This is a genomic window from Sphingobacterium sp. DR205, from assembly GCF_011064245.1.
GTDB lineage: Bacteria > Bacteroidota > Bacteroidia > Sphingobacteriales > Sphingobacteriaceae > Sphingobacterium > Sphingobacterium athyrii.
In genome coordinates this window covers 5992635-6009028 of record NZ_CP049333.1, presented here as the reverse complement: position 1 = coordinate 6009028, position 16394 = coordinate 5992635, and the positions used below count along the sequence as shown (strand labels likewise).

Genomic DNA, 16394 nt, shown 5'->3' with positions numbered 1-16394 from the left:
TAGGGAGCAATGATTAATATCCGCAAAAAGAAAGAGGTTGTCTCAAAAAGACAGCCTCTTTTTTATATTATTTCATTATGTTTAATTTGGTTCAATTAACTGATTTTCATATATTTAAAGTGTAAAAAAAGATATATGTCATCTCAAAGACCTACTTTTAAGCCTTACTATCAGGACCAGATTATGGCAATTCCTCCAACTTTGGACGAATTGGTCTCCAAAGGACATCCGGTACGTATTGTTAACGATGTGATCAACCGTATCAACATACAGGGTCTTTTGGATGCCTACAAGATAAAAGGCTGTTCCAGTTATCATCCGCAAATGCTGTTGAAGGTTCTGGTGTTTGGCTATGTAAGCAATGTCTACAGCAGTCGGAAACTGGAAACAGCCTGCCGGGAGAACATCAACTTCATGTGGCTGAGCGGCATGAGCTACCCCGATCATAATACTATCAACAGATTTCGTGGTGTCCGCTTAAAGGAAGCACTTCGCAGTGTATTTGAAGAAGTTGTTAAGCTCCTGGCCGAAGAAGGGTTGTTAAGCATAGAAGATGTCTACACCGATGGCACCAAGATAGAGGCTAATGCAAACAGATACACTTTCGTTTGGAAAAAAGCTATCCATACCAATAAGGAAAAGATGAAAGCTGCTTTAAAAGATATATGGGACTACGCCCAAAGTATCGCCAAGTCGGAGGACAACCTTCCGGATCCTCCCGATCTGACGACAATTGACAGCGAAAAAGTCCGGGCTACGGTCGATAAGCTGAACAGGGTCTTATCCGACAAAGCTTCGGTAAATAAGAAGATGAAAGCAAAGTTGCGTTATGTAACCAAAAACTATCCGGAGAAGATCGCACAATATGAAGAGCAGGAAGCTACCCTGGGAGACAGAAACAGTTATAGCAAAACAGATCCCGATGCCACCTTTATGCGGATGAAAGAGGATCATATGAAAAATGGCCAGCTCAGACCAGGATATAATATCCAGATATCCACGTCCAATCAATACATTGTCAATTATACCATACATTCCAATCCCACAGATACCAGAACATTATCCGGTCATTTGCAACAACATGAGGACAGCTTTGGAAAAACACCGGGAACCCTTACCGCGGATGCCGGTTATGGCAGTGAAGAAAACTATGCATTACTGGCAGCAAAAAATATTGAGGGCTATGTGAAATATGGTATGTTTGACAAAGGGCAGAAAAAGAGCTGTCGGGATAAGAAACCATTTTCTGCAGATAAATTACATTATAATCCTTCACAGGATTGCTATATCTGTCCAATGGGACAGGAAATGCATTGTATAGGTACATTTAACCAAAAGACCTCCGCAGGCTTCCGGCAGGAAATCAAAAAGTATCAGGCAAAAAACTGCACAAACTGCCCGTTGAATGGCGCCTGTCACAAATCACAGGGAAATAGGATCATCGGGGTGAATAAGCAACTTGAGATGTACAGGGACAGGGCATACGAATTGCTCAACAGCGATGTAGGTGTAGCCAAACGAAAACAGAGGTGCCATGATGTCGAACCTGTCTTTGCAAACATTAAACAGAACCATGGGTTCCGAAGATTTATGCTCCGGGGTAAAGAAAAAGTGTCCATAGAATGGGGATTATTGGCAATAGCGCAAAATCTAAGAAAAAAAGCGGCCTAAAAAGCTACTTTTTGTTCATTTTTCTCTTTCATATGAGTCTTTTTCCAAAATAACCAACAAACAACACACAGATCTATCTCATAGACTTTTTAAACAAAAAAACTGTCCCAAATAAATTTGAGACAGCCTCTTTTGTTATCATATTTTGGCAACAATTATACACCCAACAATAAACGAGCTGGATCTTCTAATAATTGTTTTACACGAACCAAGAAGCTTACTGACTCACGACCGTCAATAATACGGTGATCGTAAGAAAGTGCAATGTACATCATCGGACGGATAACAACCTGACCATTCTCAGCGATCGGACGTTGGATAATGTTGTGCATACCCAAGATTGCTGATTGTGGTGCGTTGATGATAGGCGTTGACATCATGGATCCAAATACACCACCATTAGTGATTGTAAATGTACCACCAGTCATCTCGTCGATCGTTAACTTGTTGTCACGTGCTTTACCCGCCAATGTAGCAATCGCTTTTTCGATTTGCTCCAATGACATCGCATCTGCGTTACGGATAATAGGAACAACTAGCCCTTTAGGAGCGGAAACTGCAATTGAAATATCTGCAAAATCAGAATACACGATTTCATTTTCTTCGATACGAGCATTCACTGCTGGCCATTCTGCCAATGCTGTTGTTACTGCTTTAGTAAAGAAAGACATGAAACCAAGACCGATACCAAATTTCTCCTTGAACGTATCTTTATATTTGGCGCGAAGATCCATGATCGGTTGCATATTGACTTCATTGAATGTTGTCAACATGGCCGTTTCGTTTTTAACAGCTACCAAACGTTTTGCGATTGTTTTACGTAAAGACGATAATTTCTCACGACGTTCATTTCTTGAACCAGCAACTGGAGCCGCTGCAGGAGTAGCAGCCGGAGCCGCAGGTTTTGCCGCTGGAGCAGCAGTTTTAGCAACAGGTTGTGCTTTTTCAGCATCTTCTTTCGTGATGCGACCATCTTTACCTGTTCCTTTTATTGTTGAAGGATCAATTCCTTTTTCTCTCAAAATTTTTGCGGCAGCAGGAGAAGCCGTACCAGCAGCGTAGCTATCTGGATCTTCGTCTTTTGCAGCAGCAGCTGGAGCTGCAGTTGATGATGCCTCAGCAGCAGGTGCAGCAGCCGGAGCTGAACCGCCAGCAGGAGCTTCACCTTCTTCAATTGTACAAACGACAGCACCGATTTCTAAAGTATCACCTTCTTGTGCAATGATTCTTAAGATACCTGCTTTTTCAGCTGGTAATTCAAACGTTGCTTTGTCTGACTCCAGTTCGGCGATGTTTTCATCCATCTCCACATAATCGCCATCTTGTTTCAACCATTGTGATAAGGTTACCTCCGTGATAGATTCACCTACGGTTGGTACTTTAATTTCTAAGCTCATATATAATGTTCTTTATTGACAATTGCGTCCTGTAGATAAGACGCAATTGATTTTAAATTGTTTTTATTCGAATGATTTATTTAAGATTGCTGCTTGTTGGGCAACGTGTTGTTTCATATAACCTGTCGCTGTACTTCCGCTTTCTTTACGTGCTACGAAACCTGTAAACGCAATGTCGGTACCCATCAGTTTGCGGCAGTAGTAAGACCATGCGCCCATGTTCTCATTTTCCTCTTGTACCCATACAAACTCTTTAGCCTTGTTGTATTTTTTACGGATCGCTTTCAACTGCTCAGCCGGAATTGGGAATAACTGCTCGATGCGAACAATTGCAATATCTTTACGTTTGTCAGCTTCTTGTTTTTCCAATAAATCATAGTAAACTTTACCAGAACAGAACAATACACGTTTTACATCTTTTGCAGCAACATTTGCATCGTCAATCACTTCCTGGAATACGCCTTCCGTGAAGTCTTTCAATGGAGAAACCACTTTCGGGTGACGCAACAAGGATTTTGGCGTAAAGACCACCAACGGCTTACGGAATTCACGTACCAGTTGACGGCGCAACAAATGGAAGTAGTTTGCCGGTGATGTACAGTTTGCCATGATCATGTTCTCATCCGCACATAATTCCAGGAATCTCTCGATACGTGCCGAAGAGTGTTCAGGGCCCTGTCCTTCCATACCATGTGGCAACATCATGACTAAACCGTTTGAACGTTTCCATTTTGTTTCCGCACTTGACAGATATTGATCTACGATAATTTGAGCTCCATTGTAGAAATCACCGAACTGTGCTTCCCAGATTGTCAATGAATTTGGATTAGAAGATGCATAACCATATTCAAAACCCAAAACAGCATATTCTGAAAGTAAAGAGTTGTAGATCGAGAACTTGTCACCACCTTTGATATTTGCCAATGGAACATATTTCTCTTCGGAATCTTCCAGCGTCAATACCGCATGACGGTGTGAAAAGGTACCCCGTTGTACATCCTGACCGGAGATACGAACACGATTGCCCTGATCCAATAAGGTCGCATAAGCCATTAATTCACCCATTGCCCAATCGTATGCATCATTGCTGATCATTTTGGCACGGTCTTCAAATAAACGGGTGATCTTACGGAAGAATTTTTTGTCCGCAGGTAATGTGGTAATCTCTTTCGCTAATTTCAGGAACGTATCTTTCGCAACTTGTGTTTTATCGGTTGTTGTTAATACTTCTCCTTTTTTCGCTGGACGTAATCCTTCCCATGCACCTTTAAACATCGGAATTTCTTCAGTCAATACTTCAACTGTTTTTGCTTCCTCAAATTTAGTCTGCAATTCCGCTTTAAATTCTTTCTCTATATTTTTCGAATACGCTTCATCAACGCTTCCTTCAGCAATCAATTTTTTTGCGTATACTTCTTTCGGATTTGGATGTTTTTCAATGATTTTGTACAACAAAGGTTGTGTAAACTTAGGCTCATCCGCCTCGTTATGACCAAATCTTCTGTAACATAACAAATCAATAAATACGTCTGTTTTGTATTTTTGACGGTATTCAACAGCTAAGTTGATCGCATAAACGACAGCCTCAGCATCATCTCCATTGACATGGAATACGGGCGAAGACGTAATTTTTGCTACATCTGTACAATAGGTGCCAGAACGTGCATCTTTATAGTTTGTTGTAAAGCCAATCTGGTTGTTAATAACGATATGGACGGTACCTCCTGTTTTGTAACCATCTAGTTTGGACATTTGAGTGACCTCATAGACAACGCCCTGACCGGCGATTGCAGCGTCACCATGGATAATGATAGGTGCAATTTTCGATGAATCGCCATCGTATTTGAAGTCGATTTTAGAACGTACCATACCTTCGACAATTGGATCTACTGTCTCCAGATGGGAAGGGTTTGGCGCTAAACTAAGATGCACAGATTTGCCATCGTTGGTTTTTACTTCTGAGGAGAAACCCAAATGGTATTTTACGTCACCACCGAAGTTGACTTCAGGATCGTCCGCATAGGTTTTGCCTTCAAATTCAGAGAATACGGATTTGTAGGATTTACCCATAATGTTGGTCAAAACATTCAAACGACCACGGTGCGCCATACCGATCACAAACTCTTGGATACCGATGTCAGCACCTTTCTCGATGACAGAGTCCAATGCAGGGATTAAACTTTCCGCACCTTCTAATGAAAAACGTTTTTGACCCAAAAATTTGGTTCCCAAAAAGTTCTCAAAAGCAACAGCATCGTTAAGTTTGTTTAAGATTCTCTTTTTGGTATCCAAAGAAAATTTTGGCATATTACGATCCGCTTCCATGCGGTCTTGCAACCATTTTATCTTTTCTGGATTACGGATATATTTGAATTCTGCACCAATAGAACGGCAATAAGTGTCTTCAACCAGTTGGCGGATGTCTTTTAATGTTGCTGGACCTAAGCCCACTTCGACACCTGCATTAAAAACCGTATTCATGTCTGCTTCAGCAAGACCAAAGGTTTCCAATTCCTTCCCAGGGTAATACTTACGTCTTTCGCGAACAGGGTTGGTGTGTGTGAAGAGGTGGCCGCGGTCACGGTAACCGTTGATCATGTTCAGCACATTGATTTCTTTCAATACGTGCTCAGGAGTAGCTTCGCCTACTGAACTTGTCGTTCCACCAGCATTTTGACCGAAATCAAAACCTTCAAAGAATTTTTGCCATCCGAAATCTACCGATTGGGGATCTTGCTTGTACGATTGATATAAGCCATCGACATAAGCCGAATCAGCATTACTCAAATATGTCAGATTGTCCATTTACAATTAAAACTATGAAATTTGTCAAAGTTATGAATAAAAAAAGAGTTTCTAATACTGAAATTGAATAATTTAATCAATAAATCTATCCAATTCTTAACATTTTTAGCATGATTTAAAAAGGGCTTACAGTGCCTTACAAATTTCTTTTGTTTTGAAATTATTTATTTCTGCCGAAGATTTATTTAGCCAATATTTCATCCAATTTTGGAAGTCCATTTGGGAAATTTGTTTTGATCAGTTTTTGCCAGTCCAAGGCCTTATTGTCCTTGTCACTCGTCCCGACACCGGCGACATGTGACCATTGGCCATATAACGTAGCCGGAGAATAATCCAATAGCTGTTCTTCAAACCAGGAAGCGCCCTTTAACCAATTCACATGATATTCATGCACAAGGTAACTTGCTGCAATTAATCCAGCCTGGTAGGGGATGTAACCTGTTTTTTTGAGTTGTATCATGGTACTATTGATAAAGTCATGATCTGTCTGTCCGGATTTCCACTTCTCAAATAGATCCTCGTTTACCGTTAATGATGGAATATCGACTGCATTGCTATTTTTCGTGCCCAAAGGCTTGAAAAATATATTGGGATATTTTTTGAGCATAAAACGGAAATAGTCCCGCCAAAGTAAAATGTCTATTATTTTCTCAAATCGTTTATCTTTTTTTCCTTCTCCTAATTTCTTAATGTTGTTGTAAAGAAGAATTGGCGATAAGGCTCCGGCAGCGATAAAGGGACCCAATATGACCGGATCCTGCTCTGTTTCCGGATAAGTGGACAAAACCGAATGCATAATACTCAATGCCGTGTCTTCGCCGCCCAATATATAGATGTCATCAACAGACTTAATCTGCTGGTCCGAATAGCCTAGGTCCTTTAGCGTCGGAATCTTGGTGTCTTCCAGATGTGGTGGCGTCAAGAAATTTGACGGGAAAGGAATCGGTTGGCGCACCGAACTTTCACGTTCTACTTTTTTCTTAAAAATGGAAAATCCATTAGGAATATCCTTAATTGGAAAAGGGAGATCTTCTTTGTGGTAAAGTGTATGGCCTATAAAGTGACGGAGATTGATTTTGCTGCTCCATAATTCACTTTCTACTTTCTCGGAAATAGAAGTCTCGCGAAGGGCAACTTCCCGGTGGTGGTAGACTTCGTTGACCTGGTATTTTTGAGCAATTCGCGGGATAATATCTTCCGGCTTGCCAATATAAGTCAGCAGGTCACTACCATGGCTTTTTAATTTCTCTTTTAGGGCCGTGACCGCTTCGATCACGAAAGCTGCACGCAGCACACCTGTATTTCGAGTACCAAATCGATTGCGCTCAAAATAACGGGGATCAAAACAATAGACCGGAATGATGAAAGAACTCTTCTCAGAGGCTTGATAAAATACTTCATTGTCATGAAGTCTTAAATCATTTCTAAACCAGATCATTGTAGCCCTTTTGTCCATAGAGGTGAAGATAAATACTTTTTAGTGCAGCCTATTTTCAGAAGATTTACAAATATATAAGGATATTGTGTTTATGAAAATATTTGGGCATGAATTGACATAAAAAGGACAAAGAAGAGGTTTGGGACAAAATTGCGTTGGGGAATAAATACGGAACAGTGTCTTTGCCGGTTTTTAATTCAGTGATAGAAAATGGCTTAACTGACCGATGATCATCCCTTTGGTAGGAAAAACAAGGTCTCCGAATAGAAAAATAAAAATAGTGTTAAACTTATTTGATGTTTCTCTGTTCTAAAATCAGGGAATTATGATATTAGTTAGTCAGCATTTTGGAAAACAAAACCATCTGGAGCTTACACAAACTATTGGACAGCTCGAATGGGATAGACCGATAAAATCAACTCATTTATGCCATTGAAAGCGAGTGCTCAGAAATAATTATAAGGATGAAAAAGGTTTTAATCAGTGGGCTAAATACCTATTTAGGACGGCGGGCGTCATGCTATTTACAAACGAAAGATTTTCATGTTACGGGTTTGGTGCGAAACCTATCTATTTTTAATAAAATTGTGAAAGAGAAGGTGACGGCAAAACTTTTTGAGCTGGATCTTTTACGAAAGGGACCTGCGTATGATAATTTTCAGATCAGCGACTTGAATTTCGGTATTTATTTTACACAGGTTCCTTCGCTCGATAATGATATTCAGCTTCAACTGGAGCTGCTGGGGCTCCGTAATTTTGTTGAAATCTGTAAGCGGTCGGGCAATGATCGCGTGATTTATGTGGCCCGATTAATGGATGAACATTTTTTAGATCCTGTTCGCAACCTCCTGGAGGCTTTGCGCGTACAGTATACCATTGTAGTCAAAAGCAGCGTTATCGGAAAGGAAAGTGTCTTAAATCGAATCTTTGGCAAACTGGCCAAAAAGCAGACTATATTCTATTGGAACTGGGTGGCCTCCCTGAAATTTCATCCTTTACCTTTGCTGGATGTTTATCGCTGGCTTCGGGAAATGCCCTGGGAAAACAATTTTATTTCTGAGGTGATTTACCTCGGCGGACATGAAGAGGTGACATTTAGAAGCTTATTTTATCAATTTCTTAGCTCCACTTCCAGTTCACAAAAACGCGAGATCGGAGTGAATAAATTCTTTGCTAAATTACTCTTGAGCCGGTTTAACGATATCAATAAAGAAGATATTGATGAATTTAGACGGGTGCTTTATTACGAAAAAAATGTAGACAACTCGACTTGGCAGAAAGTCCAGACCTTTGAATTCACCCCTTTGAAAGCCTATGTCAGTATGGATACCTGATTGTCTGATACCTGTTTATCCAGTGCCAGTCAGGTGTAATCCCTTCCTTTGATTTTACGGTCTTTGATGCATTGTGCACGAGTTGGTTTTTTCTGGTGTGAATAATTATTTACTTCTGATTTATTCTGTTAAATTTGTGGATTAACGCGTTGATACAGATTTAATATATGGGATACAATAGTCTCGCAGCATGTGTTGCGGATCTTGAGAAACATGGTCATTTAATCCGGATTAAAGAGGAAGTCGATCCTTACCTTGAAATGGCTGCAATTCATATGCGGGTGTTTGATGTGGCCGGACCGGCACTGTATTTTGAAAATATCAAAGGGTCGGAATTCCCTGCCGTATCAAATCTATTTGGAACGTTGGACCGTTCTAAGTTTATGTTCCGTGATTCATTGGACCATCTAAAAAAATTGGTAGATGTCAAAATGAACCCGGGGGCTGTTTTAAAAAAGCCATTCCAATATATCGGTTCATCCATGACCGCCCTGGGCGCCTTGCCCTGGAAGAAGAAATCAGGGGCTCCGATCCTACATGGTAAAACAAGCATTGGTAAACTTCCTCAAATTGTCAATTGGCCAATGGATGGTGGGGCCTTTGTTACCATGCCACAGGTGTATACCGAAGATGTAACTAAGCCGGGAATCATGCATGCCAACCTGGGCATGTATAGGATTCAGCTTTCAGGCAACGATTACATTCCGGATCGGGAAATTGGACTGCATTATCAGTTGCATCGCGGAATAGGTATTCATCAAACGAAAGCCAATGAGCTCGGTATACCACTTAAGGTCAGTATCTTTGTGGGCGGTCCGCCGGCGCATCCTTTGTCTGCGGTCATGCCGCTACCCGAGGGGCTTTCCGAAATGATCTTTGCCGGCGCATTGGGGAATAGAAGGTTTCGCTATTTCTACGATAATGAAGGTTTTTGCGTTTCGGCAGATGCAGATTTTGTTATTACAGGTACAGTATACCCCAATGAGAACAAACCGGAGGGGCCTTTTGGCGATCATATTGGCTACTACAGTCTTACCCATCCTTTTCCCCTGATGAAAGTGCATAATGTGTACCATAAGAAGGATCCGATCTGGTCCTTTACCGTGGTAGGGCGCCCGCCACAGGAGGATACAAGCTTCGGGGCACTTATTCATGAAATCACAGGGGCTGCGATTCCACAGGAGATCTCCGGACTGCATGCTGTCAACGCAGTAGATGCGGCAGGAGTGCATCCCTTGTTGTTTGCGATCGGATCGGAGCGCTATACACCTTATCAGACCGTGGACCGTCCGCAGGAAATTTTAACCATTGCCAATCAGATTCTCGGAAAAAATCAGCTGAGTTTAGCCAAATATCTTTTTATCTCGGCGCATGAGGATAATCCCAAATTGGATATCCACGATATTCCGGGATTCTTCGGTCATATCCTGGAGCGCATTGATCCGACTAGAGATCTGCATTTTCAGACCAATACGACGATAGATACCTTGGATTATTCGGGTGATGGATTAAACGCGGGGTCAAAAGTGGTGTTTGCCGCTGCAGGGACCAAGAAAAGAGTGCTTGCGCGTGAACTGCCGGCAAATTTTGATCTGCCAAGACCTTTCAACCGGGCGAAGTTTGTTATTCCGGGTGTATTGGCGGTTGAAGGTGCGGCCTTTACGAACTATGCGGATGAAGCTACGCTGATCAGGGAATGGTGCCGTGCCGCCGAAGGGCTGGCTTGGGAAGGCTTTCCGCTGTTGGTATTGTGCGATGATGCTGGTTTTACCGCTGAGACAGTCAATAACTTTGTCTGGATAACCTTTACACGCAGTAACCCCGCATTTGATATTCATGGCATTAAGAGTTTTACTGCTTTCAAACATTGGGGCTGTGAAGGGCCGATTATTATTGATGCACGGAGCAAACCACATCATGCCCCGGCACTGATCAAGGATGCGGCCGTTGAGAAGCGAGTTGACCAATTGGGAGTTAAAGGGGGCTCGCTGCACGGAATTATTTAAGGACAACTAAACAAAATAAGTATAGACAATTTAATCTGATGAAAACAGAAGAATTATTAGCCAGATCAAAAGAGAATCAGCTGCAGTTTCAGGAGGTTCTGGATCATATTGCAGAAAACTATCATTATAGTCCAGCGGCATTTCAAAATGGAAGCCTGAAAAATATGGCAACGGAAAATCAGGGAAGTGCAAAAGTATTGTATTTTGCCAAACGCCACGATCTTTCGGCAGCAGACACCTTGTTTTTGTTTGCCGAGCATTATCAAAATGTGTTGGATAACCCAACAGGCGAAGGGCATCAAAATATCCGACAGTTTATGGCGAATGGCTGGAACGGTGTTGTTTTTGATGCGGATGTCCTAAGCGCTAAGTAAAATCAGGTAGGTAGCTTTGCCGTTTAGTCGAATGCAAACCAATGTCGCACAGAATGGTGTTGTTACCATAAAATAGAAAGGGGCTTCAATTGGAAGCCCCTTTTCCATATGCTGATCTATCGCATCACAATTTTTTTAGTCTTTACTTTCACAATCTTCATCTTTGCTGCCACCGAAATAGACCATCCAGCAGATGCCAAACTGATCTTGGAATGAGCTGTATAGCTCCGCGAAAAATGTTTCACCCAAAGGCATTTCCACTACTTTTGCGTTGACGCTGAGGGCTTCATGGAGTGTTTTGGCTTCATCAGCATTGTCACACATCAACATGACATAAGTATTGTTGCCCTGTACATATTGCTGGCCGAAAGCAGGAATAACGTCTGCTCCCATAAGCATGCTCTCGCCATTGATTGAAATGGCGGTATGACAGATCTTGTTTTTGGCTTCATCCGGAACTGGGGGCATTTGCGGATCAGCAGGAATATCACCATATCGCATGTACCCCGGATTTTTTGTTTTAAAGACTTTTTCGTAAAATGTGAAAGCTTCTTCACAGTTACCGTTGAAATTTAAATAAGCGTGTAATTTTGCCATGATTTCTAATTTTTGGATATATTGATTTTCTCAAATTTTTCTTTCCTATAGTATAGCAACCAGGAGGGCTATCTTCGGAAGTGAAGATAAAATTAAGCGGAACTTTCGATAAAAATCTTGCCCTAAGGCAAGATTTGAAAATAGACTTTTGTCGATGGGAAGAGCATTAATTGCCGTGAACAATTTCTTTGCGGATTCGGCTCAACGAAGTATCTGTGATGCCCAGGTAAGAAGCAATATGTTTCAGCGGGGCCTGCTGAATCAGGATGGGTTTTTCTTTTATCAGGTGCAGATAGCGGCTAGTCGCTGGCTCGGTAATCATTGCGATAGCTCTATTTTTGCTGTGAACCAGTTCCTGTGCCATCCATGAACGCCCCCATTCCCTAAATTCGGGGATGCGATGAAATAATTCCTGATGATCTTCAAATCGTATTTTCCAAAGTTTTGTGTCCGTAAGCGCCTGTATATTTTCCACGGTTGGGGTGCGCTGGAAAAAAGATGCGACCTCGATCACTACGTCATTATCACTACAAAAACCGATGGTGACTTCGTTGCCGTCGTAGTCGTGTAAAAAAGACCGTGTAAGTCCATGTTCTATTAAATAATAGGCATTGGACACCTGCCCTTTGCTTAAGATAAAATCGCCTTTTTTTATTGTAATGTCCTGGTGTTTCTCTTTTATGGAATTCAGTTCGTCCGTCGTGATAGCGAGGCCACTGTAAAAAGTTCCTATTAGATCCATTGTCCTTGGTTTATTTGATTACGTAGTGAATTTAAAGATAAATCTTGAAATGCTTTGTTAATTTGATGTGTGATTATTGTAAACAAAAAGCTGTTTTGTTGCTAATTTGATTTGTTTGAATAATTTTTGTTGATAAAAATATAATAAAGTTTAAAAATTATTATGAATTTAGTTTTTAATTGTTTTACTTTGTATCAATAACATAATGTAAAAACGAAATATTTAAAATTTTCATAATATGTGTGGAATTATTGGCGCTTTTGAATTGAAGCAACCCGCAGACTCATTGAGATCCCAAGTATTGGAAATGTCGAAACGTATTCGTCACCGTGGTCCAGATTGGTCTGGTATATTCACTGGCGAGAAGGCTTTATTGGCGCATGAGCGATTAGCTATCGTTGATCCGAAATCGGGTAGTCAACCTTTGTACAGTCCAGATGGCAAAGTAGTACTGGCTGTGAATGGCGAAATCTATAACCACCATGAATTAAGAAATAGTCTTCCGGATTATGAATTTGCAACACAGAGTGATTCCGAGGTGATATTGGCGCTTTATCTGGCCAAGGGGCCATCGTTTGTCGATGAGCTGAATGGTATCTTTGGTTTCGCCCTATATGATTCACGTGATGATTCATTTTTTGTAGCCCGTGACCACATGGGAATTATCCCGTTGTATTATGGAAAGGATGCACAGGGACAACTGTTCGTGGCCTCTGAATTAAAATCACTGGAGGGGTTCTGTGAAACGATTGAACAATTTCCTCCGGGACATTATGTATATAGCAAAGAAGGTCTGGCCCCACAACGCTGGTACCAACGGGACTGGGAAACTTATGATACGGTAAAAGACAACGAGACTGATATTGCTGTTTTGCGTAAAGCCCTCGAAGATGCAGTACATCGTCAGCTGATGTCGGATGTACCTTATGGTGTATTGCTGTCGGGGGGACTTGATTCCTCGGTGATTGCTGCCGTGACCAAAAAGTTTGCGTCCAAGCGTATTGAAACGGACGATAAAGAAGAGGCCTGGTATCCACAATTGCATTCTTTTGCCGTGGGGCTGAAAGGGGCTCCGGATTTAATCGCTGCAAAAAAAGCAGCAGATCATATCGGAACAATCCATCATGAAATCAACTTTACCATCCAGGAAGGCCTGGATGCTATCCGTGACGTGATCTATCACTTGGAGACCTATGATGTCACGACCGTGCGTGCTTCAACACCAATGTACCTTTTGGCGCGTGTGATTAAATCAATGGGCATTAAAATGGTGCTATCCGGTGAAGGTTCTGATGAGCTTTTTGGGGGCTATCTGTACTTCCATAAGGCGCCAAATGCACAGGAGTTTCACGAAGAAACCGTCCGTAAGCTGAAAAAACTGTATCTCTACGACTGTCTACGTGCCAATAAATCACTGGCAGCATGGGGTGTTGAAGGGCGTGTTCCTTTTCTTGATAAAGAATTTATGGATATTGCCATGCGTATCAATCCATCGGATAAGATGATCCGTGATGGCCGAATGGAGAAATGGGTCGTGCGTAAGGCTTTTGAAGATTATCTTCCGGAAAGCATTGCTTGGCGCCAGAAGGAACAGTTTTCAGATGGGGTCGGATATAGCTGGATTGATACCTTAAAGGAACAGGCTGAAAGCAAGGTTTCAGATCAGGAATTTGCTGCCGCTGCAGAACGTTTTCCGATCAACACGCCAAAAAATAAGGAGGAATTTTTGTACCGTACAATCTTTGAATCGCATTTTCCGTCTACTGCAGCTGCGCAGACCGTTCCGTCAGTGAAGTCTGTCGCCTGTAGCACGCCAGAGGCACTGGCATGGGATGCTTCATTCCAGAACCTGAACGATCCATCGGGTAGGGCTGTAGCCTCCGTACATCAGGAAAGTTATGAGAAATCCAAAGTCGAAGCCGTGTAACTAATCAACCAATCTCATATAATGTTGTAATAGGGGTATCCGAGGATATCCCTATTTTTTTTGAGCTGTAGATTCCCAAAGTCTGATCCCTGCTTCGTAAAGGCATAGGCAGATGAAGAATTGCTTTGACATAAACAAGGGCTATGCGTATGTTTTTTGAATTATCTTTTGTAATTTTCCGAAAACCAATCCTGCCGAACCTACAGGATGCTGAACGAATTAACATACGATGAAAGAATATACGAAACAAAGAAATCTGAAGTCTTTTGGACTGGCATTTTTGCTGTTGAGCAGCACAGCTATTTTTGCGCAAAATAAGGATGCCGTCGTTGCTGCCATTGTCCGGGAAGCTCAGGTCAATTCGCAGCTCGAAAACTATGCGTTTGAACTCGTTGATATGATCGGTCCACGGCTGGTCGGAAGTCCGCAGATGCAGCAGGCACATGACTGGGTCGTGAAGCAGTATACCGCGCTGGGTGCGGATGCACGTAATGAGGCTTACGGTGAATGGCGCTCCTGGGAAAGGGGCACCTCCCAGGTGACCATGACTTATCCGCGGATTAAATCGCTCGAAGGAACACAGCTGGCTTTTAGTCCGGCGACAAAAGAAAAAGGTGTGGAAGCTGAGGTGGTGGCGATGCCGCCATTTCGTTCTCAAGCTGACTTCCAGTCCTGGCTAAAGACAGTTAAAGGTAAAATTGTCCTGATCGGGATGAATCCCATTTCGGGTCGATCCGATGCCAACTGGAAGGAATCGGCTTCTGCCAAAGCTTATGAAAAATATCAGGCGCTCAAAAGTGAGCAGCTTAGGCAATGGGAGCTCAGTATGTCCTATACGGGGAGTACGCGACGGACTTTGCCATTGGCACTGGAAGCTGCCGGAGCTATAGGGGTAATCGATTCCTATTGGACCGAACTGCCCGGTATTACCCGTATTTTTGACGCAAAATCCAAACAGATTCCGGTCTTTAATATCGCTTTGGAAGATTATAGCCTCCTTTATCGCATGGCTGAACGTGGTGTCAAGCCGCGCATACTTTTGCAGGGAAAATCCCGGGAACTGGGAACGGCGAAGACGTATAACAGCATTGCTGAGATCAAGGGGAAAGAAAAACCAAATGAATATGTGGTCCTGTCGGCACACCTGGATTCCTGGGATGGAGCTTCGGGGGCAACCGACAATGCAACAGGGGTCATCACGATGATGGAAGCCGTTCGTATCTTACGAAAAGTGTATCCCGACAACAAACGAACGATTTTGGTGGGCAATTGGGGCAGCGAGGAACAGGGGCTGAACGGCTCGTCGGCTTTTGTCGAAGATCATCCCGATGTCGCTAAAAATATTCAGGTGGTTTGGAACCAGGATAATGGAACCGGACGTATTGTGCGCATCGCTGGAAGTGGTTTTGAAAAAGCTTATGAATATATTGGCCGCTGGTTGCAATATCTGCCCGAAGAATTTCGTACTGAAATCCAGACGAGCTTTCCTGGAATGCCGGGAACCGGTGGGAGTGACCACTCTTCTTTTGTCCAAAAAGGAATTCCGGCTTTTGGTCTTTCTTCCACCTCCTGGGATTATGGAAAGGTAACTTGGCATACCAATCGGGATACTTACGATAAAATTGTCTTTGATGAGGTTCGGCAAAATGCGATTATCGTCGCGGTGTTGACTTACCTCGCCTGCGAGGAACCGACCTTGGTGTCGCGCGACAAAATTGTGCTGCCCATTGATAAGGCAGGTAAACAAATGTCCTGGCCGACAAATTTACAATCCAAAAGAACAAGTGGTAATTGATGCTGAAGAATGGACTTGTGCCTTCTGTCTTTTTCCGCTGTTCGGGGTTGGTCTTCGGCCGTACCGCCAGCGAGAAACTGCTATCTTACGGTCTGATCAGCGTTGGCTCCGATGCCTGGTTGGCCAAAGGGCAGCAGGCGCACAATGGCAGCATTTTGCTGATTCCTGGCAATGGTAATAAGTTATGTTTTTTTATTGTCTTTCCCTTGCGTAACCGGATTGTAGAATAATACCGGTATCTTCTAATCGACTAATAATACTGGGCCAAATCCTTATTCAAAGGCGCCGATCGGAAAGAAAGGCGCCTT

General features: G+C 42.5%; 12 protein-coding genes. 7 read left to right on the top strand and 5 right to left on the bottom strand.

The genetic code is table 11. The features are described from left to right. Positions 1 to 135 precede the first annotated feature (135 nt). Positions 136 to 1671 (top strand): IS1182 family transposase, encoded by a 1536-nt coding sequence (locus G6053_RS25670; protein WP_108634802.1) that lies wholly within the window; start codon positions 136 to 138, stop codon positions 1669 to 1671. Positions 1672 to 1826: 155 nt separating this feature from the next. On the opposite strand, the gene odhB is transcribed toward G6053_RS25670, so the two are convergent. The 3 genes from odhB to G6053_RS25655 form a co-directional block, all read right to left on the bottom strand. Continuing rightward, positions 1827 to 3068, bottom strand: coding sequence for a 2-oxoglutarate dehydrogenase complex dihydrolipoyllysine-residue succinyltransferase (odhB, locus tag G6053_RS25665; RefSeq protein WP_165309020.1), 1242 nt, complete (start codon positions 3066 to 3068; stop codon positions 1827 to 1829). Between the two features lie 63 nt (positions 3069 to 3131). Beyond that, on the bottom strand, positions 3132 to 5873 hold the full coding sequence (locus G6053_RS25660; RefSeq protein WP_108636824.1) for a 2-oxoglutarate dehydrogenase E1 component: 2742 nt from the start codon (positions 5871 to 5873) through the stop codon (positions 3132 to 3134). A 181-nt stretch (positions 5874 to 6054) separates the two neighbouring features. Continuing rightward, positions 6055 to 7311: a deoxyribodipyrimidine photo-lyase gene (locus tag G6053_RS25655; protein WP_241254837.1), complete on the bottom strand. Its 1257-nt coding sequence runs from the start codon at positions 7309 to 7311 to the stop codon at positions 6055 to 6057. A gap of 464 nt (positions 7312 to 7775) precedes the next feature. Between G6053_RS25655 and G6053_RS25650 the strand changes: the two genes are divergently transcribed. The 3 genes from G6053_RS25650 to G6053_RS25640 all read left to right on the top strand — a co-directional run bounded on the left by G6053_RS25650 (position 7776) and on the right by G6053_RS25640 (position 11025). Continuing rightward, positions 7776 to 8645, top strand: coding sequence for an NAD(P)-dependent oxidoreductase (locus G6053_RS25650; protein ID WP_108636826.1), 870 nt, complete (start codon positions 7776 to 7778; stop codon positions 8643 to 8645). 167 nt (positions 8646 to 8812) lie between these two features. Beyond that, entirely contained in the window at positions 8813 to 10651 is a 1839-nt protein-coding gene (locus tag G6053_RS25645; protein ID WP_165309018.1) for a UbiD family decarboxylase, read from the top strand. A 38-nt stretch (positions 10652 to 10689) separates the two neighbouring features. After that, complete coding sequence (locus tag G6053_RS25640) at positions 10690 to 11025, top strand: HopJ type III effector protein (protein ID WP_165309017.1); 336 nt, start codon at positions 10690 to 10692, stop codon at positions 11023 to 11025. Positions 11026 to 11160: 135 nt separating this feature from the next. Here G6053_RS25640 and G6053_RS25635 read toward each other — a convergent pair whose 3' ends face one another. Further along, positions 11161 to 11622 (bottom strand): VOC family protein, encoded by a 462-nt coding sequence (locus G6053_RS25635; RefSeq protein WP_108636829.1) that lies wholly within the window; start codon positions 11620 to 11622, stop codon positions 11161 to 11163. Between the two features lie 166 nt (positions 11623 to 11788). Then, positions 11789 to 12364, bottom strand: coding sequence for a Crp/Fnr family transcriptional regulator (locus G6053_RS25630; protein ID WP_165309016.1), 576 nt, complete (start codon positions 12362 to 12364; stop codon positions 11789 to 11791). Positions 12365 to 12602: 238 nt separating this feature from the next. Here G6053_RS25630 and asnB point away from each other — a divergent pair, with 238 nt between their 5' ends. The 3 genes from asnB to G6053_RS25615 all read left to right on the top strand — a co-directional run bounded on the left by asnB (position 12603) and on the right by G6053_RS25615 (position 16316). Continuing rightward, positions 12603 to 14291 carry an asparagine synthase B gene (gene asnB / locus G6053_RS25625; RefSeq protein WP_165309015.1) on the top strand — a complete coding sequence of 563 codons (1689 nt, stop codon included), beginning with the start codon at positions 12603 to 12605 and terminating at the stop codon, positions 14289 to 14291. Positions 14292 to 14520: 229 nt separating this feature from the next. Beyond that, complete coding sequence (locus tag G6053_RS25620) at positions 14521 to 16086, top strand: M20/M25/M40 family metallo-hydrolase (protein ID WP_165309014.1); 1566 nt, start codon at positions 14521 to 14523, stop codon at positions 16084 to 16086. After that, on the top strand, positions 16086 to 16316 hold the full coding sequence (locus G6053_RS25615; protein ID WP_165309013.1) for a hypothetical protein: 231 nt from the start codon (positions 16086 to 16088) through the stop codon (positions 16314 to 16316). The genes G6053_RS25620 and G6053_RS25615 overlap by 1 nt, the downstream gene beginning before the upstream one ends. Positions 16317 to 16394: the final 78 nt, after the last annotated feature.

Excerpts from the sequence above, each read along its gene's own strand:
- G6053_RS25670 (WP_108634802.1), top strand. The coding sequence starts at position 136 with ATGTCATCTCAAAGACCTACTTTTAAGCCTTACTATCAGGACCAGATT.
- odhB (WP_165309020.1), bottom strand. The coding sequence starts at position 3,068 with ATGAGCTTAGAAATTAAAGTACCAACCGTAGGTGAATCTATCACGGAG.
- G6053_RS25660 (WP_108636824.1), bottom strand. The coding sequence starts at position 5,873 with ATGGACAATCTGACATATTTGAGTAATGCTGATTCGGCTTATGTCGAT.
- G6053_RS25655 (WP_241254837.1), bottom strand. The coding sequence starts at position 7,311 with ATGATCTGGTTTAGAAATGATTTAAGACTTCATGACAATGAAGTATTT.
- G6053_RS25650 (WP_108636826.1), top strand. The coding sequence starts at position 7,776 with ATGAAAAAGGTTTTAATCAGTGGGCTAAATACCTATTTAGGACGGCGG.
- G6053_RS25645 (WP_165309018.1), top strand. The coding sequence starts at position 8,813 with ATGGGATACAATAGTCTCGCAGCATGTGTTGCGGATCTTGAGAAACAT.
- G6053_RS25640 (WP_165309017.1), top strand. The coding sequence starts at position 10,690 with ATGAAAACAGAAGAATTATTAGCCAGATCAAAAGAGAATCAGCTGCAG.
- G6053_RS25635 (WP_108636829.1), bottom strand. The coding sequence starts at position 11,622 with ATGGCAAAATTACACGCTTATTTAAATTTCAACGGTAACTGTGAAGAA.
- G6053_RS25630 (WP_165309016.1), bottom strand. The coding sequence starts at position 12,364 with ATGGATCTAATAGGAACTTTTTACAGTGGCCTCGCTATCACGACGGAC.
- asnB (WP_165309015.1), top strand. The coding sequence starts at position 12,603 with ATGTGTGGAATTATTGGCGCTTTTGAATTGAAGCAACCCGCAGACTCA.
- G6053_RS25620 (WP_165309014.1), top strand. The coding sequence starts at position 14,521 with ATGAAAGAATATACGAAACAAAGAAATCTGAAGTCTTTTGGACTGGCA.
- G6053_RS25615 (WP_165309013.1), top strand. The coding sequence starts at position 16,086 with ATGCTGAAGAATGGACTTGTGCCTTCTGTCTTTTTCCGCTGTTCGGGG.